This window comes from Bradyrhizobium sp. CCGB01 (assembly GCF_024199795.1).
GTDB lineage: Bacteria > Pseudomonadota > Alphaproteobacteria > Rhizobiales > Xanthobacteraceae > Bradyrhizobium.
On record NZ_JANADK010000001.1, the window covers coordinates 4,577,416 to 4,595,774 of the forward strand.

The window sequence follows — 18,359 nt, forward strand, 5'->3', positions numbered from 1 at the left end:
AATGCTCTAGGAGGCGGCGATGACGACGAGCGTGCGTGACGATCTGTTGGCGGCCGGGCTTGTCGTGTTCGACCGCGTCGGCTTCGAAGCTGCGACGGTGGCGGCGATCCGCGCACGGGCGCGCGCTTCCAATGGCAGCTTCTTCCACGCCTTCGGCTCGAAGAAGGAACTCGCCGGCGCGCTGTTCCTGGAGGTGCTCAGGCACTATCACGCCGCAGTGCTGGCCGTGCTCGATCCTGCCCCCGATGCCGGGCAGGGCATCGATCGCCTGATCCGGGCGCATCTCGACTGGGTGGTGTCGAGCCGGCGCGAGGCGCGCTATCTCTTCGAGATCTCGCGCAGCGAATGGGGCGAGGACGTCCGCGACGCCCAGCGCGCGCAGAATGCGCGTCTTGCCGAAGGCATCGAGCGCTGGCGCGCGCCGCTCGTTGCCAGCGGCGAGCTTTTGCCGATGACGCCGGTGATGTTCGTCAGCCAGCTGATCGGCCCTGCTCAGATCTTCTGCCGCGCCTTTCTCTCAGGACGCGACCGCGCGGATCCGCGCAGCGAAGCCGACACCCTGGTCGCCTGTGCCGTCCGCGCATTGCGGCCGCCCGATCGCATCAATAAACAATGAGGAGAGGCCTCATGCGAGCCGAAGCAGATCCCGAATTCGCAGCCGTAGCCGAGCGCATCCATGCCAATGTCGGCCGGCAGGGTTTCATGAACCTGGTCGGCGCCGAGCTGTCGGAATTGTCGCGTGGCACCTGCACGATCGCGGTCGAACGCCGGCCGGAGCTGCTCCAGCAGCACGGCTTCTTCCACGGCGGCGTCACCGCCTTCCTGGTCGACAACGCCACGACCATCGCAGCGGCCACCTCGCGCGGCCAGCCGGCGCTGACGGCGGAATACAAGCTCAATCTGTTATCACCGGCGGTCGGTGAGAAGCTGATCTGCCGGGCCAGGGTGATCAAGCCGGGGCGCCAGGTCTCCGTGGTCGCGGCCGACGTGTTCTGTGTCAGCGACGGCGTCGAGAAGCATACGGCAACGGCGCTCGCCTCGATCGCGATGCTGAGCGAGGACGTCGCTACGAAAACGAAAAGCCCGGCCGCCTGAGGCGGCCGGGCTTCGCAACCTGCGCGAACGCGAGGTTTACTTCTCGGTTTCTTCCGCGGCCGGCGCCGGCTCGTCGTCGTGCTGGGCTTCCGGATCGAAGAACTCGCCGGCGGCGGCGATCGCCTCGGCGGCCGCATCGCGGTCCTCGTTGCGGGTCGAGATGTCCTCGCCGCGGTTGATGCGCTCGGCTTCGTCCTGGCTGCGTGCAACCGTGACGGTGATCTCGACTTCAACCTCGGGGTGGACGGCAACGGTGATCGAGTGCTTGCCGATGGTCTTGATCGGTGCGTCGAGCTGGATCTGCGGGCGAGCCAGTGAAATGCCGTCGGCTTCGAACGCGATGACGATGTCACGCACGTTGACCGAGCCGAACAGCTGGCCGGCTTCCGAAGCCTGACGGATCACGATGATGTTCTTGCCCTCGATCTTCTCGGCGACCTTGGACGCCTCGGCCTTGGACGCGAGGTTGCGGGCCTCGAGATCGGCCTTCATGCCGTCGTACTTGGCGCGGTTGTCGGCGGTGGCGCGCAGCGCCTTACCGCGCTTGAGCAGGAAATTGCGGGCATAACCGTCGCGAACCTTCACGACTTCGCCCATCTGGCCGAGCTTGCTCACGCGTTCCAGCAAAATGACTTCCATATTCGTTCTCCTTTGAAGTGTTGAGTGAGTTGGATTTTCGAACTTGAACTTAAGGGGTCGGCAGTGGCGGCGGCTGGCGCGTGCGCAGGAAGCGCTCGCGGAAGCCGAACACCGCATCCGCAAGGCCGAGGATCACCATCGCGATGACGGGCCAGCCGAACACGACGACGACGGCGTAGGTCGAGCCGAGCCAGAAGGTGCGGCTCTTCAGCGCGAGCGTCAGCGTATGCAGCACGGCGAAGCCGGTGAACGCGTAGCCCATCATCAGCGCCGCCGTGACGATCTGCGCGAAGATCGCGAGCAACCCGCCGGTGAAGCAGAAGGCGAGTGCGACGCAGAGCCCGACCAGCGTCATCGGCGGCAGCTCGGCCGTCATCATGTCCGGCCACGGACGGCGCAGCCGGCCTGAGGTCGCCGTCACCTTGGCGCTGAGCCAGAGATTGAGTGTGAGCGTCATCATCGCGACGATGGTGGCGGCGGCCGGTGCGATACGCACCAGCGCGTCGACGAACTGGCCGGCTTCGCCCGATGTCTGCGGGTCGGTGGCGCGGAGCAGGCGCATTAGGCCGCGGCGCAGCGTGCCGATGATGGTGTCGGCATCGGTGCCGAGCGTGAGCAGGGCGGCGATCGTGGTCAGCGCGGCGAAGCCCGCGATCCACAGCAGGATGCGGCCGACCGGATACCATTCGAGCTCGGGTTCGGCCGGCGGCTCGGTGGCGGCCTCCGGTGTGACGGGGCCTGTCCGCCGGCTGAGCAGGACGAGATGGCCGAGCCAGCACGCCGGCAGCGCGACGGTGACGGCAAAGGCGATGCAGTAGGGCAGGCCGAACAGGGCACCGAGGCCGACCGCGGCGGCGATGCCGCCGAGGCTCGCGCAAAGCGGACCCCAGCCGATCGAGGCGACCATCAGCGGCAGCGGTGCGAGATAGAACAGCACGAGCGAGATCAGCGCGCCCGACACGATCGAGGCGAACATCAGGGCCGACGCAGCGCCGGCGATCAGGGCTATCAGTCCAAAAGCCATCATCAGCTGTCCCGCTCCCTTCGAGCGGTTAGAGGCTCATCTCGCCCCAACCATCGGCGACCGGACGACCCGGAAGCCTTATGAAACCCAAAAAGTGCGGCCGGCGGCAATTTCGCCGCCGGCCGAATTCGTCTTAGCGAATGACGTAGGGCAGCAGGCCCAGGAAGCGCGCGCGCTTGATGGCGCGGGCGAGCTCACGCTGCTTCTTGGCCGACACCGCGGTGATGCGGCTCGGCACGATCTTGCCGCGCTCGGAGACGTAGCGCATCAAGAGCTTGGAGTCCTTGTAGTCGATCTTCGGAGCGTTAGCGCCCGTGAACGGGCAGCTCTTGCGACGACGGAAAAACGGACGGCGTGCACCAGCTTCAGCCATTGATCTTACTCCGCATCCGTCGTTGTGGTTTCAGCTTCGTCACGCGGACGGCGCGGACCGCGGTCACCGCGGAAGCCACCACCGTCACGATCGCCGCCACGGAAACCGCCCTCGCGGTCGCCACGGAAGCCACCGCCTTCGCGGTCGCCACGGAAGCCGCCGCCACGGTCGTCACGCTCGCGGTCGCGGTCGGCCTTGCGCATCATCGCGGACGGGCCTTCCTCCAGCTCCTCGACGCGGACGCTGAGATAGCGGATCACGTCTTCGCTGATGCGCTCCTGGCGCTCGATCTCGGCGATCGCCGCGGACGGCGCGTCGATGTTGAGCAGCACGAAGTGCGCCTTGCGATTCTTGTTCATGCGATAGGTGAGGGAGCGAACGCCCCAATTCTCGGTCTTGGTGACCTTGCCGCCGAGACCCTCGACGATGCCGGTCATCTGCGCAGTCAGCTCTTCGACCTGCTGCGTGCTCGCGTCCTGACGCGCGAGAAATACATGCTCATAGAGAGCCATGATGGTCCTTTCCTCGTGTTGGCGCATCGCCCGGCGTCAAGCCCTTAAGAGGCCTTCGGAAAGGACTCTGGGATTAAGCTCAGAAGGCGGAAACACGGGACGACGGGCCGACTGGCCCTGCCACACCAAAATCACGAATGATTTGCTGAGACCGTCCGTTCAGCTCCCGGCCGGGGTCTGCGGATGCGCGCCTTATACGGATTTTGGCCGGCTTTGCAAGGTTGGAGGCCGTGCCTTGGCCCCGGATCGTCCTGACCCGGGGCGGCCGGACCCGTCCTCCCATACCACAACAGCTTGCCCAAATAGCTTGATTTATTTGTTTGTATAGCATACAAATAAATCGACGGAGACGACCCGATGGCGGAAAAGTCGGTCCATGAGCCGCTTGAGGCGGCTGGCGACCCCAAGCATGCCGCACGCGCCACGCGTTCGGCCGGCCGCAAGATGCGGTCGCTGCTGCTGGATGCCGCGAGCCCGCTGTTCCGGGAGCGGGGGCTGTCGGGCACGGCGATCACCGACATCGCGGCGGCCGCGGACGCGTTCCCGAGCCAGATCACCTATTACTTCCGCACCAAGGAGGCGCTGTTCGTCGAATGCGCCTGCCGCGATCTGCTGTATCTCGCACGCGCGACCGAGCAGGCGGCGCTGAAGGCGCGCACGCCGCGTGAATACACCCATGCGCTGGCCGAGACCGTGACGGCGAGCGATTCGATCGCCTTCTTCGCCGAGGCACTGACGCTGACGCGCCGGCGCCAGGATCTGGCGCCGCTGGTCGAGCGCACCATCGAGCGCCTGCACGGCGAAGGCGCGCGCGCCTATGCGAGCCAGGTCGAGCGGCACGGCTGGCGCTCCCTGCGCGCGCCCGACGAAAGCTCGCGGCGATTCTGGGCCGTCGCCATCGGCGTCATTCTCGAAGGCTACGCCATGGGGCGGTCGCCGGATGAATTATGCGCCGAGATGCTGCGCGTGCTCGGCGAGCAGGCGAAATCCAATGATGACATCGCGCGCCTGCGTCTCGTCGGTGAGCGCGATGCGTCTAGCAATTCGAATGAGGAGGGTTAGGCCATGACCGCGCTTCGCATGCGTGCCCGCGATTTCCTGACCGACGATCAACTCGCCGACGTGCGCCAGCGCGTGACCTGGAAGGGCGTCGCGCTGATCGCCCATGCCTGGGCGTTGATCATCGGCGCGATCGCTTTGGTCGCGTGGTGGCCCAACCCGGTCACCTATGTCCTCGCCGTCGCCATCATCGGCTCGCGCCAGCTTGGGCTCGCAATCCTGATGCATGACGGCGCGCATGGCTGCCTGTCGGCCGACGAGAAGACCAATCTGGCCCTGAGCCAGTGGTTCTGCGCCTATCCTCTCTTCGCGGAGACGCGGAGCTACCGGCGCTATCACCTTCAGCATCATGCGCGCACCCAGCAGGAGGACGACCCCGATCTCGTGCTGTCGGCGCCGTTTCCGATCACGCAGCTGAGCTATCGCCGCAAGTTCATCCGCGACATCACCGGGCAGACCGGCTACCAGCAACGCAAGGCGCAACTGCTTAACGCGCTCGGGCCGAAGGATTGGCCGTGGCGTCAGCGCGCCACGCATTTCTGGGAGAAGCTCGGCCCGCAGTGCCTCGCCAATGCCGTGATGTTCGCAGTGCTGGCGGCGGCCGGTGTGTGGTGGGCCTATCCGCTGCTATGGCTGGTGCCGCTCCTGACCTGGATGATGGTCATCACCCGCATCCGCAACATCGCCGAGCATGCCGTCGTGCCCGACAGCAGCGATCCCTTGCGCAATACCCGCACCACACATGCGAATTTTCTCGAGCGCCTGTTCATCGCGCCGTACTACGTGAACTACCACCTCGAGCATCACCTCTTGTTCTACGTGCCCTGCTACAATCTGCCGAAGGTGCATCGCCTGCTGAGTGCGAGCCGGCACGCCGGCCGCATGGAGGTGCAGCCGGGCTACGCCGCGGTGCTGCGGCTTGCGACCGCGAAGCCAAACCGCGATGACCGGCCGGGGCAGCTCGTGAACAGTGCGCGCCGTGCACAGGCTGGGTCGGAGGTCGACGCCAATCAGACGGCCGGCGGATTTTAGCAGGCCAGCGCGGGAGTTTTAGCGAGGGGGACGAGAGGCACGATCTCGGCGACGAGCTCGACGCCGCGATGGATCACGAAATCGCCTTTGCCCCGGCGCTTGGCCTCGTACATCGCGCGGTCGGCTGCGCTCAGCAACTCGTCGGCGGTGGTGCCGTCGCGCGGCGCTGACGCGATGCCGATGCTGGCTCCGACGCAGGCCGCCGGCGCGAACTCGAACGGTTCGCAGACGCGCGAGATGATACGCTCGGCCACGACGACGGCTTCGCGCTCGGTAATGTCAGGCAGCAGCACGACGAACTCGTCGCCACCGAGCCGGCACACGAAATCGACGTCGCGCACGCTGGCGCGCAGGCGCTTCGCCACCGCAACGAGGACGGCGTCGCCTGCTGCATGTCCAAACCTGTCGTTGACGCCCTTGAAGCCGTCAAGATCGACGCAGAACACGGTCAGCTTCGAGCTGGCCGACGCGGCTTCCGGCCACGGGCCGTCGAGCATCTCGGCGAAGAGCTTCTGGTTCAGCGCGCGGTTGGGAAGGCCGGTGAGCAGGTCGTGATGCGCCATCAGGCGGTTGTTGCGCTCGGAATGGTGGAGATCGAGCAGGATCTTGTGGTTCTCCAGCAGCAGGAAGATCATCCCCGCCGTGTAAACAGGCGTTTGCAGGCCAATGATGAACAGGAACGGCACCGGCGACAGGATCGTGGCCACCGCGAACGGCAGCGTCAGGATGCAGATCAGGAGAATGCCGTAGCGCGGCGTGCCGGCATTCCGCGAGGCGATGCCGCCGACGAGATTCGCCAGTCCAATGCCGGCCATCAGCACCAGCGGCATGACGCCCGATGCGACGCATTGATAGCAGCCGGCGGAAATCAGGACGACCGAGGCGAGCCCCGCCCAGATCGGCGAGACGTTCACCGGCGCCCGCCGGTCGCGCTTCGCCCGTGCGAGGGCCCTCATCATCAGGCAGATGCGCGTGCTGCCGAGCGCCAGCTCCGCCAGCACCCAGGCATAAGCCCATGCGGCACCGGTCAGCGCGGCGGCAAGCGATGCGATCAGCAGCGATGCCAGTATGGCCACGACCATCGTCCTGGTCTTGTTGGTCCGCTGCTGCAGCAATTCGTTGTGGATGTCGTCAGGCTGCGGACGTGGGCCGGCGAGCAGCCATTCGACGCTGGCATGGAAAGGAAACCGCGGCCGCCGCGGATGCCCGGCCGAAGCGGAAACGGTGGATTCCAGTGGGACCATTGTTGCCATGCCGGCAACCTAGGTGAGCTGAATTTAAGGCCCCTTAAGTGGTGGAACCAAGTTCCGGACAGCGTAAATGCTTTGCTCGCGCGCAATGCCCGGCAGGCTCGCTTGGTGCACAGCAACAGGCGGCTTTTTGAGCGCCGCGCCCATGGCCAGGTGTCCACCAACGGCCTATCGCGGCTTGACAGCGCGGCCCTGGTCGTTGTCTACGGCCCCCTTTGGAGCAAGATCGGGAACCAAGGCTCGGGCCGGACGTAGTTCGCTGCCGGTTCTCGAAGAAGACTGCTCAAGCGATCCAGGGGAGCGCCGATGACGGCAGCATTCACATTTCCGGGGCAGGGGTCCCAGGCGGTTGGCATGGGCAAGGCCCTGGCCGACGCCTTCCCGATGGCGCGCGCCGTGTTCGACGAGGTCGATGCCGCGCTGGGGGAGAAGCTGACAGCGACCATCTGGGATGGTCCGGCAGAAACCCTCCAGCTCACCCAGAACGCCCAGCCGGCGCTGATGGCGGTGTCTGTCGCCACCCTGCGCGTGCTGGAGGCTGAAGCCGGGTTTTCCGTGGGGCGGGATGCAGCCTTCGTGGCCGGCCACTCGCTCGGTGAATATTCGGCGCTGGCCGCGGCCGGCAGCCTGACGATTTCCGACACCGCGCGGCTGCTTCGCACGCGCGGTCTCGCAATGCAGAAAGCCGTGCCGGTCGGCGCCGGCGCGATGGCCGCGTTGCTCGGCCTGGATTATGAGGCCGCCATGGAGGTCGCCACCGAGGCGGCGCAGGGCCAGGTCTGCCAGGCCGCCAACGACAATGGCGGCGGGCAGGTGGTGGTCTCCGGCGACAAGGCCGCGGTCGATCGCGCCGTCGAGATCGCCAAGACCAAGGGCGCCAAGCGCGCAATGTTGCTGCCTGTGTCCGCGCCGTTCCATTGCAAGCTGATGCAGCCGGCCGCGGACGCCATGGCGGAAGCGCTGGCCAAGGTCACGATCAAGGCGCCGGCCGCGCCGCTGGTGTCGAACGTGCTGGCGAGCGCGATCACCGATCCCGACGAGATCCGCCGCCGTCTGATCGAGCAGGTCACGGGGACGGTGCGTTGGCGCGAGTCGGTTGCCTATATGGCAGGGCAGGGCGTCACCCGTTTCTTTGAGATCGGCGCCGGCAAGGTGCTGTCAGGACTCGTCAAGCGCATCGCGGACGGCGCCGTCGGCGTTTCGGTCGGTGGTCCCAACGACATTGCCGCCGCCAAGGATGCATTGGCCGCTGCGAAGCAGGGCTAGAGGAGTACTCAATGTTCGATCTGACTGGCAAGAAGGCGCTCGTCACCGGCGCGACCGGCGGCATCGGCGGCGCGATCGCGCAGGCGCTGCACGCGCAGGGCGCTACCGTCGCGATCTCGGGAACGCGCAAGGAAGTGCTGGATGAGCTTGCCGGCAAGCTCGGCGAGCGCACCCATGTGCTGCCCTGCAATCTCTCCAAGGCCGACGAGGTCGAGGCGCTGGTGCCTGCCGCGGAAGCTGCGATGGGTCAGGTCGACATCCTCGTCGCCAATGCCGGCATCACCCGCGACAATCTCTTCGTCCAGCTCCGTGACGAGGACTGGGAGGAGGTCATCAATATCAATCTGACCTCGACCTTTCGCCTGGCGCGGGCCGCCACCAAATTGATGATGCGCAAGCGCTTCGGCCGCATCATTGCCATCACCTCGGTGGTCGGCGTCACCGGTAATCCCGGGCAGGGCAACTACACCGCGTCGAAGGCGGGCCTGATCGGCATGATCAAGACGCTGGGTGCCGAATACGCCAAGCGGGGCGTCACCGCGAACTGCATCGCGCCCGGCTTCATCAAGACGCCGATGACGGATGCGCTCAACGACAAGCAGCGCGAGACGATTCTGACCAAGGTTCCGGCCGCTCGGCTGGGGACGCCCGAGGACATCGCGGCGGCCGCGGTTTACCTGAGTTCGAACGAAGCAGCTTACGTCACAGGGCAAACCATCCACGTCAACGGCGGCATGGCCATGATCTGACCTCTCGTTCCGCACTGCCCACAAGGGCGGTGCGGGATGCGGCAAACGGCCGTTTCGGGAGCGAAATGAGGCTTGTAGTCAAGGCAGTTGAAGTATGATAACCGGACCTTCAACGGATGGGCAAAGAACGCCATTGCAGGTTTTTGAAACCCTGTATATTGGCGATGCGGAGCCTTGGCCGTCGTTCGCCCGGGCCCGCATCGTTAGGATGGGGCCAAATCAAGTTCGTAAGCGAAGGCAGTCAACGACCACGACGGCTCGTATCGTCCCGGGGGGTCGGGTCTACAGGGAACAACACGAGGTTATGCAATGAGTGACATTGGCGAGCGGGTTAAGAAGATCGTGGTCGAACACCTTGGTGTTGAACCCGAGAAGGTTGTCGACGCTGCGAGCTTCATCGATGACCTCGGCGCCGACAGTCTGGACACCGTCGAGTTGGTGATGGCGTTCGAAGAAGAATTCGGTTGCGAGATTCCGGATGACGCCGCGGAGACGATTCTCACCGTCGGCGACGCCACGAAGTTTCTCGAGAAGAACGCGAAGAGCTAAGGCTCTTCATTTTCGCGGGGACAACATTGAAACCGGACGGGCCGCTTCCCAGCGGTCAGCCGGTTTCTTGTTATTGGCCGTGAATCTTTCGATGCGGAGTTTTCAGATATGAGGCGAGTTGTCGTCACGGGTCTCGGCATGGTGTCGCCACTCGGCTGCGGCGTCGAGCCGACCTGGAAACGCATCCTCAACGGCGAAAGCGGTGCGCGCCCGATCGAGAGCTTCGATGTCTCCGATCTGCAGACCAAATACGCCTGCAACGTCGTGCGCGGCGACGGCACCAACGACACCTTCAATCCCGACAAATGGATGGAGCCGAAGGACCAGCGCAAGGTCGACGACTTCATCATCTTCGGCATGGCCGCAGCCGGCCAGGCGCTCGACGATGCCAACTGGCATCCCGAGACCGAAGAGGACAAATGCGCGACCGGCACCATGATCGGTTCCGGCATCGGCGGCCTCACCGGCATTGCCGACACCGCAATCCTTCTGAAGGAGCGCGGACCGCGCCGGGTCTCGCCATTCTTCATCCCGGGCCGTCTGATCAATCTGGCCTCCGGCTACGTCTCGATCGCGCACGGATTGAAGGGGCCGAACCATTCGGTGGTCACGGCCTGCTCGACCGGCGCGCATGCGGTCGGCGATGCCGCCCGCCTGATCGCCCTGGGCGATGCCGACGTCATGGTCGCCGGTGGCGCCGAGTCGCCGATCAGCCGTATCGGCATTGCCGGCTTCAACGCCGCGCGAGCGCTTTCGACCGGTTTCAACGATACGCCCACGAAGGCATCGCGCCCTTACGACAAGGACCGCGACGGCTTCGTGATGGGCGAGGGCGCCGGCGTCCTCGTTCTGGAAGAGCTCGAGCACGCCAGGCGCCGCGGCGCCAGGATCTATGCCGAGGTGATCGGCTACGGACTTTCGGGTGATGCCTATCACATTACGTCGCCGTCGCCCGATGGCGATGGCGGCTTCCGCAGCATGTCGGCAGCGCTCAAGCGCGCTGGCCTCACGGCATCCGATCTCGACTACATCAACGCGCACGGCACCTCGACACCGCTCGGTGACGAGATCGAGCTCGGTGCGGTCGAGCGCCTGCTCGGCAACGCCGCTTCCAAGGTCGCGATGTCCTCGACCAAATCGTCGACCGGCCATCTCCTTGGCGCCGCCGGCGCGATCGAGGCGATCTTCGCCATTCTCGCGATTCGCGATAATGTCGTGCCGCCGACCATCAATTTGGACAATCCGTCGGTCGAGACTGCAATCGATCTCGTGCCGCACACTGCAAAGAAGCGCGAGGTCAACGTCGCGTTGTCGAATTCTTTCGGTTTTGGCGGTACCAATGCGTCGGTGATCGTCCGGCGTCTGGTCCATTAGTTTGTTGTTGCGACGAATCCACCGTTTTGCCGTATTCGGCGATAGTCATGGAAGTGGGCGCGTGCATGTGGCTCGGCAAGCGATTGCCTGGCCGCGATTGAACCGGCAGGATTCAGGTTGCTTCGATGAGTGAAAGGCCGCCCATTTCGCCCCGGAGTCCGCGGGCAGCGCTGGAGCCCGAACAGGTTCCGCCGCCGCCGAGGCGATCGGACCGGGCGCGAAATCCCTTCGTGATCGTCGGTAATGCCATCATCACCCTGCTGCTGATCTCGATGATCGGCGCGGGCGGCGTGTACTATTACGGCAGGCAGGTGCTCGAGGCGCCGGGGCCGCTGAAGGAAGACAAGATCGTCAACATCCCGCAGCGGGCCGGCAAGCGCGACATCGCCGAGACGCTGAACCGGGAAGGCGTGACCGATATCAATCCGTGGGTGTTCATCGCCAGCGTCGCCGCGCTGAAGGCGAGCTCGGACCTGAAGCCGGGTGAATATTCGTTCCAGAAGACCGCCTCCTTGCGCGACGTCATCGCGACCATCGTCGAGGGCAAGGTGGTGCAGCACGCCGTGACCATACCGGAAGGCCTGACTTCCGAGCAGATCGTGGCGCGGCTGTCCGACAACGACATCTTCACCGGCAGCGTCCGCGAGCTGCCGCGCGAAGGCACGCTGCTGCCCGAGACCTACAAGTTCCCGCGCGGGACCCCGCGTGATCAGGTGATCCAGCGCATGCAGCAGGCGCACAAGCGCGTGCTGGCCGAGATCTGGGAGCGCCGCAGCCAGGACACCCCGGTCAAGACGCCGGAGCAACTGGTGACGCTGGCCTCGATCGTCGAGAAGGAGACCGGCAAGCCGGACGAGCGCAGCCGTGTCGCGGCCGTCTTCGCCAACCGCCTGAAGCAGAAGATCAAGCTGCAGTCCGATCCCACGATCATCTATGGCATCGTCGGCGGCAAGGGCACGCTCGGCCGTCCGATCAAGCGCAGCGAGATCACGCAGCCTTCGCCCTACAACACCTATGTCATCGAGGGACTGCCGCCCGGCCCGATCTCCAACCCCGGCCGCGCCTCGCTCGAAGCCACCGCCAATCCGGCCCGTACCCGCGACCTCTATTTCGTCGCCGACGGCACCGGCGGGCATGCCTTCACCGAGACCTACGACGCGCACCAGAAGAACGTCGCCAAGCTCCGCGCGATGGAGAAGCAGATCCAGAACGACACCGTCGAGCCGGCCGAGGACGCGCAGCCGCCGGCGGCCGCCGCGCCCGGCGCTGCCGCGGATCCGCCGACGGCGACCACGCCGGCGCGGCCCAACCAGCAGAAGAAGCCGCCGGCGCGCCCCGCCGGTCCGGCGCCGGCCCGGCAGGGTGCGGTGCAGCCGTCGCCGCCGGTAGTCCAGCGCTAGCGCTGCCGCAGGGCTGCCTACCGGACTTTGCGGATTCCACTTTCCTGCAAAATAGTCTTAAGATTCGCGTGCCTTGATGGCCCCGCGAATCTTATCTTTCTGGAGAATCTGACCTGATGGCGCTGTCGTCCATGACCGGCTTTGCCCGAAGCCACGGCGCTAGCGGGCCGTATACGTTCGAATGGGAATTGAAGTCGGTCAACGCCAAGGGCTTTGACCTCAGGGTGCGGCTGCCGCAGGGGTTCGACGAGCTGGAGGCCCACGCCAAGAAGCGCGCCGGCGAGCTTTTGTCGCGCGGCACGGTCTACGCCAATCTCAACGTCAAGCGCGCCAACACCGCCGCCACGGTCCGCGTCAACGAGGACGTGCTCAACGCCGTCCTGAAGGCCGCCGCCGTCATCGCCGGCAAGGTCGACGCGGTCGCGCCGAGCGTCGACGGCCTGCTCGCCATCAAGGGCGTCGTCGAGGTCGCCGAACCCGAGGGCGACGAGGACGAGGACAAGGCCGCGCGCGCTGCGGTAGCGGAGGCCTTCGACAAGGCGCTCGCCGATCTCGTCGAGATGCGCAAGCGCGAGGGGATGTCGCTCGGGCAGATCCTGACCCAGCGGGTTGACGAGGTCGAGGCGCTGGCGAGGAGGGCGGAGGCCGCGCCGGGCCGCAAGCCCGAGGCGATCAAGGCTAGGCTCGCCGAGCAGATCGCAACGCTGCTCGACACCTCCGACCGTTTCGATTCCGATCGCCTGATGCAGGAGGCGATCCTGATCGCCACCAGGGCCGACATCCGCGAGGAGCTCGACCGCATCGCCTCCCACGTCGCGCAGGCGCGCGAGCTGATCGGCAAGGGCGGCCCGATCGGCCGCAAGCTCGACTTCCTGGCGCAGGAGTTTCACCGCGAGGTCAACACCTGCTGCTCGAAGTCGAACGACATCGAGCTGACCAATACGGGGCTCGCCATGAAGAACGTGGTGGAGCAGTTCCGCGAACAGGTCCAGAATCTGGAGTGATCGATGACGACGGGCGGTCACGGAACTGACGGTGTCGAGCGACGCGGATTGATGTTCGTGCTGTCCTCGCCCTCGGGCGCAGGCAAGACGACGCTGTCGCGTCTCCTGATCGAGCGCATGCCCGGCCTCAGGATGTCGGTCTCCGCGACCACACGGGCGATGCGGCCCGGTGAGATTGACGGCCGCGACTATCTGTTCGTCGACAAGGCCAAGTTCGACGCGATGGTGAAGGGCGACGAGCTGCTGGAATGGGCGACGGTATTCGACAACAGCTACGGCACGCCGCGCAGCCCGGTCGAGGCTGCGCTGTCAGCCGGGCAGGACGTGCTGTTCGACATCGACTGGCAGGGCACGCAGCAGCTGCGCGAGAAGGCGCGCGCTGATGTCGTAAGCGTCTTCATCCTGCCGCCCTCGGCCGCAGATCTCGAGAAGCGGCTGCATTCGCGCGCACAGGATTCCGACGAGGTCATCCGCAAGCGCATGAGCCGCGCCAGCCACGAGATGAGTCACTGGGCCGAGTACGACTACATCGTCATCAACCACGACGTCGATGAGGCCTTCGCCGAGGTGCAGTCGATCCTGAAGGCCGAACGCCTCAAGCGCGAGCGGCGGACTGGCCTCGTTGGTTTCGTGCGAGGTTTGCAAGGCCAGCTTCAAGGTTAGGCTTCGAGAGGCGCGGTCCTTCGTGCGCCAGCCGTTCCAGCATCGCCGTGATCACGTCGACGTCGACGGTGTCCTCGATCTGCACACTGTCATCGCGATCGGCCGATTTTTGGTCCTTGATGTCGTCGGTCGCGAGCCGCGGTGCTGATGCCTCGATCTCGAACTCTCGATTGAACATGTAGGCCTCGTCGAGGTCGGCAACCTCGTTGCGGGCTTGCGGTTCGCGCTCATCGACGACATCGATCGCGTGATCGATCGCCTTGAGCTGTGCAGCTTTGAGCTGCGCGGCTTCGACGTTGGTAGCTTCGAGCTGGGAGGCCCGGGGACGCGCGGCGGCTCGGGTGCGGGCGGCATCGAAATCCACCGGGCGCGGCTGCAGCGCGCGCGGCGCTGCAGCTGGCGTCGCGTGGCGCCAGGGCGCACGGCCGTCGTCGTGCGGCTCCCGATTGTCCCAGTTGACGCGGCGCTGGTCGGCGGCCTGAACGCGGACGCGCCGGCCCGCGAAGCGATAGATGATGCTGGCGAGCAGGCCGGCGAGCGCCAGCGCGCCGCCGATCACGAGCAGCAGCATCTGGAATGAGCCGGTCGCCTTCTCGGTGGTGGCATCTGCTGCGGCAAGCGTGACCGGGGCAGGGGATTTTGCCGGCTTTGCGCTCGGCGGCGCGGGCGACGCAACGGGAGCGGGCGCCGGCTGCGGTGCGGCTGCCGGTTGCGGTGCGGGCGCCGGCTGCGATGCAGGCGCCGGTTGCGGTGCGGGCGACGTGGCCGCGGTGGAGGCATCGGGCCAGCGCGTGGCGACGGCGGGCTGCTGTGCGTTGCTGTCGGCGGTCGGGCTCGCAGGCTGCTGCGTCGGCACCGGCTTCGCTGGCGCGGTCGGCGTCGTCGGCTTTGCATTGCTCTGCGCCGTCAGATATTCGGCGCGTGCGTCCTGCACCGAGTTCTGCTGCGGCGGGGTTGCTGAATCTGCTGTCGGTGCGTCGGGCGTAGCCTGCGCGGTTTGCGCGGGCTTCGCGCTATCCTTGGCGCTGTCTTTCGCGTTGTCCTTGCCGCCTTCGGCACGCAGATACCAGCATTGCCGCTTGGTTCCGCGCTCGACGCGATAGTACCAATGCTGACCTTGCGGCGCGACGCCCTTTGGCGAGCCGAGGCAGTCGCTGGCGGCATTTGCCGTGCTCGTTGCCGCCGGCGCATTCTGCGACACGGCGGCCAGTGGCGCGCCGGCGATGATGCTGCCGGCAAGCGCGGATATGAACTTTGCGGTGCGGTTGCCCATCCTGGTCTCCCGTTTACGCATGACGCAACTTGTTACCGACCCTTTGTCATCAAAGACTTGGGTGGCAATGAGCCGCAAATCCGGACAGGATGTGGCTTGAATCGGGCCCGCGCCGCGTTCGTTCCGCTGCGAAATCAGGCTTTTTCGCTGCTATTGCTTGGTCGAGGTCCAGGTTCCGCCGCAGCCGTCGGAGCGGCGAAAGGTTCCGGAACCGCTGCGGCTCGACAGACGTCCGGAGCCCCTGAAGGTTACGCCTTCGCCCTGACCGAACGTGCTGACTGCGCCGCCGGAGCTGACGGTTCCGCTGACGCCTTGGCCGATGACCTTGCCCGAGGAGACCACGACAGCGCCGGACGTGGTGCCGCCACAGCCGACGCTGACGACCATCCAGGCCCCGTCGAAGCTGCCGCCGCCACCTCCGCCATCCCCACCGCCGCGGCGCGACGATGAGCGCGGCTCCTCGGCCGCAGGCTTGCTTCGGCGCGCCGAGGGTGCGGGCTCGGCCGAGCGGCCTGAAGACGAATCCTGACGTGAGCCGGACAGCGATTTCTCGTCATTGCCGATCGAGCCGGAGTTTATGTCATAAATCCGAAATTCGGGAAAGCGTAATGTTTTTGCGCGGACGGATTGAAGAAGTGTTTTGCCCGACGGCTCGCGTGACGTCGTGTCGCTGCCGACATGACTACATGCGCACGCCACGGCGTTACTCATCCACGATCGATGCCGGATGTCGTGTGTTTGCCGGACCACTCGGCGCAACCGTAAGCGGACGGCAATGCTCCTGGCGCACAGCCGTCCGCATTCAAGCGATTTCGGTCAGTACCGATACCCGTACTGACCCGGGCAAACCCAATTGCCGTAGGTGTCGTAGGTGCAGTTGCTGTTGTTGTAATAGCCGTAAGCTCCTGCTGCGGCGGCTCCTACCGCGGCCGCTCCCAAACCATAGGCTGCGCCTCGATAGGCTCCGCGATAGGCCGCATTGCGGTAAACGCCCCTGGCGACCGGTCGGCCAGGTATTGGGCGGTATCCATATCCGCGACCTGCTACGCGATATCCGCCGCCGACACGTCCGGCACGAACAGCACCGCCCCCGGCGTAACCACCGCGCATGCCGCCGCCTCCATGAAATCCGCCACCCCCGCGGCGGGCATAGGCCTCATCTGGAATCAGGCTCACTGTGATCAGGACGAGAGCTGCCAGCGCAGCGAGAACGTATCGAAGCATGGCGTTCCTCCGTGAGTTGGGGTGCCGTGCAAACACCAGCGCGCGATGCCGCCTCGTGAGGGATCGGCACCCTCCGAGAACCTCGGCTTCTGCCCGGAGTCTGATTTGACCTAAATCAAGCATCGAGGCGCGTGGGTTCGAGTTCCACCTCGGAAGACGTCTCACTTCGGCGGTCGCTTTGATTGCGGTCTATCTGCACCTGAAGCGTCAGCCGCCGCCGCGAATTTGAGAACACAAGGTGCCAGCCCTCGGCAGATGCCGCGCCCCCCGCACGCGCCAATGAGGGCCTTGCGGACGATATGGATCATTGATGCAGGGTTACAACGACACGGCCGAGCGTGTTGCTCCGCTGCTGTGCGCGGGCCTGTGCGTCAGTTGCGCGCGCAGCAATCGACGAGCGCGCGCCAGATGCGCTGGACCTCGATTGTTCTCTGGCGTTCTAGCACGTGGTTCTCGCTCTCATGGGAAGATGTCGCCTTCAGGCGTATTTCGCGCGGTGCGATCCAGCGTTCCGATATCGGATCGTACCATTTGCCGAGATTGACCAAGCTCGTCTCTCCTGTTTCGTCTCCCCCGTGGTTGTCTGCCTATCCCATGCGCCTGTTGCTGGTGTTCTGAGTGAGATTGCCGTGCGCGGCCTGCTCGCGAATGTTCTGCTTCTCGTCGTCGCGATGGCCCTTGGTGGTATCGACCGGCGTTGCGGGCGTGCTGCCCGCGCCCTTGTGGCTCCTGTTCTGTTCGGGAACAGGCTGCACCGTTTTCGTCAGCGGCTTTGTCATCGGCTCTGACTCCGTCGTTGCCTACGGGATGCCAACGCGCGGAACATTCGCGGCGTTCCAACGCGTGATCCGAAGTGATGAGGGCAAAAGGCGTCGTCGCGAAGGTTTTACCGTCGGGGCGGCGCTCTGGATTTTCGTCCTGGCCCGTTTTCTCTTGGCCCGTTTTCCCGACGCGAGCCGGTGTCGACTTCGCTCGACAATGCTCTAGCTCGCCGAGGCCGCGCGTCCGAGCACTTCGCGGAAGTGCTTCTTCACCGTGCCGTTGCAGGTGCAGGCGCTGGCCTCAAGCGCCGGGGCATCGAGAATCAGGATGGCGCCGCGGCGCGTCGCGAGGATGCGCCTGGCCTTGAACGTCTGGATGACGCGGCTGGCATAGCTGCGGGAGACGCCGAGCATACCGGCGAGCTGCTCATGGGTGAGAGGGATTTCGTCGCTGCCGATATGCTCGCGGGCAGCACAGATCCATTTGGCCGCGCGTTGCTCGATCGAATGCGTCGCGTTGCAGGCCGCGGTCTGGAGCAGCTGTGCGAACTGCCAGGCTGCGTAGCGCGAAAGAATCTCGTGCAGGCTGGCCGATCGCTGCTGCGCCTGCTCGAGCGCACGCAGCGGCAGGCGGACCAGCGTGCCGCCGACCTTCACGACGACGCGGGAAAAGGCCAGCGACGGGCTCCGGCCCGCGGAAAGACCGACCCCGCCTTCGCGGCCGACCAGGAGACTTTCGACCTCGCGGTCATCCTCGACAGGCACGGCGAACGACACGAACGCAGGGCCGCAGGGGAAGTGGACGGCAGAGATGCCGTCGCCGGCATGATGCAGAACGTGGTTCGCGGCGAGCTCGACCGCTTGCAGATGAGGGGCGAGCAGCTCGAAGTCCTGGGCGCTGAGCGTTCGCAGCAGATCGTTCCTGGGCCGGCCGGTCACGCTTCTTGTCTCGTGGTTCTTGGTCTTGGCTCGTGCTGGCCGGGAATCGGCACGTCGGAAAACCCTACGTTTCCGCGCAGGAACCGACAGTTCCAAAGTGAACACAAGTGTTTGGGGAAATCGAAAAGTTCACAGGCCGGAGGCGTCGCGCCGTCCGGCGTTGCGCGCGGGAC

The 18,359-nt window shown here is 65.6% G+C and carries 22 protein-coding genes; 11 read left to right on the plus strand and 11 right to left on the minus strand.

What is annotated here, in order from left to right:
• Window positions 1-19: 19 nt before the first annotated feature.
• Window positions 20-616 carry a TetR/AcrR family transcriptional regulator gene (locus NLM25_RS20925; protein ID WP_254138208.1) on the plus strand — a complete coding sequence of 199 codons (597 nt, stop codon included), beginning with the start codon at window positions 20-22 and terminating at the stop codon, window positions 614-616.
• An 11-nt stretch (window positions 617-627) separates the two neighbouring features.
• Entirely contained in the window at window positions 628-1,095 is a 468-nt protein-coding gene (locus tag NLM25_RS20930) for a PaaI family thioesterase (RefSeq protein ID WP_254138209.1), read from the plus strand.
• 36 nt (window positions 1,096-1,131) lie between these two features.
• Here the strand turns inward: NLM25_RS20930 and rplI are convergent, their stop codons facing one another.
• The 4 genes from rplI to rpsF form a co-directional block, all read right to left on the minus strand.
• Window positions 1,132-1,734, minus strand: a complete 603-nt coding sequence (gene rplI / locus NLM25_RS20935; protein WP_254118729.1) for a 50S ribosomal protein L9 — start codon at window positions 1,732-1,734, stop codon at window positions 1,132-1,134.
• 49 nt (window positions 1,735-1,783) lie between these two features.
• On the minus strand, window positions 1,784-2,761 hold the full coding sequence (locus tag NLM25_RS20940) for a DUF2232 domain-containing protein (protein WP_254138210.1): 978 nt from the start codon (window positions 2,759-2,761) through the stop codon (window positions 1,784-1,786).
• A 130-nt stretch (window positions 2,762-2,891) separates the two neighbouring features.
• Window positions 2,892-3,131, minus strand: coding sequence for a 30S ribosomal protein S18 (gene rpsR / locus NLM25_RS20945; protein ID WP_007592020.1), 240 nt, complete (start codon window positions 3,129-3,131; stop codon window positions 2,892-2,894).
• A 5-nt stretch (window positions 3,132-3,136) separates the two neighbouring features.
• Entirely contained in the window at window positions 3,137-3,643 is a 507-nt protein-coding gene (gene rpsF / locus NLM25_RS20950; RefSeq protein WP_254118731.1) for a 30S ribosomal protein S6, read from the minus strand.
• A 357-nt stretch (window positions 3,644-4,000) separates the two neighbouring features.
• On the opposite strand from rpsF, the gene NLM25_RS20955 reads away from it, so the two are divergent.
• A complete protein-coding gene (locus tag NLM25_RS20955; protein ID WP_254138211.1) occupies window positions 4,001-4,705 on the plus strand; it encodes a TetR/AcrR family transcriptional regulator C-terminal domain-containing protein in 705 nt (234 codons plus the stop codon).
• A gap of 3 nt (window positions 4,706-4,708) precedes the next feature.
• On the plus strand, window positions 4,709-5,734 hold the full coding sequence (locus tag NLM25_RS20960) for a fatty acid desaturase family protein (protein WP_254118733.1): 1,026 nt from the start codon (window positions 4,709-4,711) through the stop codon (window positions 5,732-5,734).
• Here NLM25_RS20960 and NLM25_RS20965 read toward each other — a convergent pair.
• Complete coding sequence (locus tag NLM25_RS20965; protein WP_254138212.1) at window positions 5,731-6,987, minus strand: GGDEF domain-containing protein; 1,257 nt, start codon at window positions 6,985-6,987, stop codon at window positions 5,731-5,733. The genes NLM25_RS20960 and NLM25_RS20965 overlap by 4 nt on opposite strands.
• A 303-nt stretch (window positions 6,988-7,290) precedes the next feature.
• Here NLM25_RS20965 and fabD point away from each other — a divergent pair, with 303 nt between their 5' ends.
• The 7 genes from fabD (at window position 7,291) to gmk (ending at window position 13,989) form a co-directional block, all read left to right on the plus strand.
• A complete protein-coding gene (gene fabD, locus NLM25_RS20970; RefSeq protein WP_254138213.1) occupies window positions 7,291-8,250 on the plus strand; it encodes an ACP S-malonyltransferase in 960 nt (319 codons plus the stop codon).
• Between the two features lie 11 nt (window positions 8,251-8,261).
• Window positions 8,262-8,999 carry a 3-oxoacyl-[acyl-carrier-protein] reductase gene (gene fabG, locus NLM25_RS20975; RefSeq protein WP_254118736.1) on the plus strand — a complete coding sequence of 246 codons (738 nt, stop codon included), beginning with the start codon at window positions 8,262-8,264 and terminating at the stop codon, window positions 8,997-8,999.
• Between the two features lie 309 nt (window positions 9,000-9,308).
• On the plus strand, window positions 9,309-9,548 hold the full coding sequence (locus NLM25_RS20980; RefSeq protein WP_008130699.1) for an acyl carrier protein: 240 nt from the start codon (window positions 9,309-9,311) through the stop codon (window positions 9,546-9,548).
• Window positions 9,549-9,656: 108 nt separating this feature from the next.
• Complete coding sequence (fabF, locus tag NLM25_RS20985; protein ID WP_254138214.1) at window positions 9,657-10,922, plus strand: beta-ketoacyl-ACP synthase II; 1,266 nt, start codon at window positions 9,657-9,659, stop codon at window positions 10,920-10,922.
• 125 nt (window positions 10,923-11,047) lie between these two features.
• Window positions 11,048-12,322 carry an endolytic transglycosylase MltG gene (gene mltG, locus NLM25_RS20990; protein WP_254118738.1) on the plus strand — a complete coding sequence of 425 codons (1,275 nt, stop codon included), beginning with the start codon at window positions 11,048-11,050 and terminating at the stop codon, window positions 12,320-12,322.
• A 116-nt stretch (window positions 12,323-12,438) separates the two neighbouring features.
• Window positions 12,439-13,326, plus strand: coding sequence for a YicC/YloC family endoribonuclease (locus NLM25_RS20995; RefSeq protein ID WP_254138215.1), 888 nt, complete (start codon window positions 12,439-12,441; stop codon window positions 13,324-13,326).
• Between the two features lie 3 nt (window positions 13,327-13,329).
• The gene (gene gmk, locus NLM25_RS21000; protein WP_254138216.1) at window positions 13,330-13,989 is read left to right on the plus strand and encodes a guanylate kinase; all 660 of its coding nucleotides are present in this window, start codon (window positions 13,330-13,332) and stop codon (window positions 13,987-13,989) included.
• On the opposite strand, the gene NLM25_RS21005 is transcribed toward gmk, so the two are convergent.
• The 6 genes from NLM25_RS21005 to NLM25_RS21030 form a co-directional block, all read right to left on the minus strand.
• Window positions 13,922-15,262, minus strand: coding sequence for a hypothetical protein (locus NLM25_RS21005; RefSeq protein ID WP_254138217.1), 1,341 nt, complete (start codon window positions 15,260-15,262; stop codon window positions 13,922-13,924). The genes gmk and NLM25_RS21005 overlap by 68 nt on opposite strands.
• 150 nt (window positions 15,263-15,412) lie before the next feature.
• Entirely contained in the window at window positions 15,413-15,973 is a 561-nt protein-coding gene (locus tag NLM25_RS21010) for a hypothetical protein (protein ID WP_254138218.1), read from the minus strand.
• A 105-nt stretch (window positions 15,974-16,078) separates the two neighbouring features.
• Window positions 16,079-16,486 carry a hypothetical protein gene (locus NLM25_RS21015; RefSeq protein WP_254138219.1) on the minus strand — a complete coding sequence of 136 codons (408 nt, stop codon included), beginning with the start codon at window positions 16,484-16,486 and terminating at the stop codon, window positions 16,079-16,081.
• A 371-nt stretch (window positions 16,487-16,857) separates the two neighbouring features.
• A complete protein-coding gene (locus NLM25_RS21020) occupies window positions 16,858-17,034 on the minus strand; it encodes a hypothetical protein (RefSeq protein ID WP_254118748.1) in 177 nt (58 codons plus the stop codon).
• 39 nt (window positions 17,035-17,073) lie between these two features.
• Window positions 17,074-17,265, minus strand: a complete 192-nt coding sequence (locus NLM25_RS21025; RefSeq protein WP_254118749.1) for a hypothetical protein — start codon at window positions 17,263-17,265, stop codon at window positions 17,074-17,076.
• Between the two features lie 204 nt (window positions 17,266-17,469).
• On the minus strand, window positions 17,470-18,186 hold the full coding sequence (locus NLM25_RS21030) for a Crp/Fnr family transcriptional regulator (RefSeq protein WP_254138220.1): 717 nt from the start codon (window positions 18,184-18,186) through the stop codon (window positions 17,470-17,472).
• Between the last annotated feature and the right edge of the window lie 173 nt (window positions 18,187-18,359).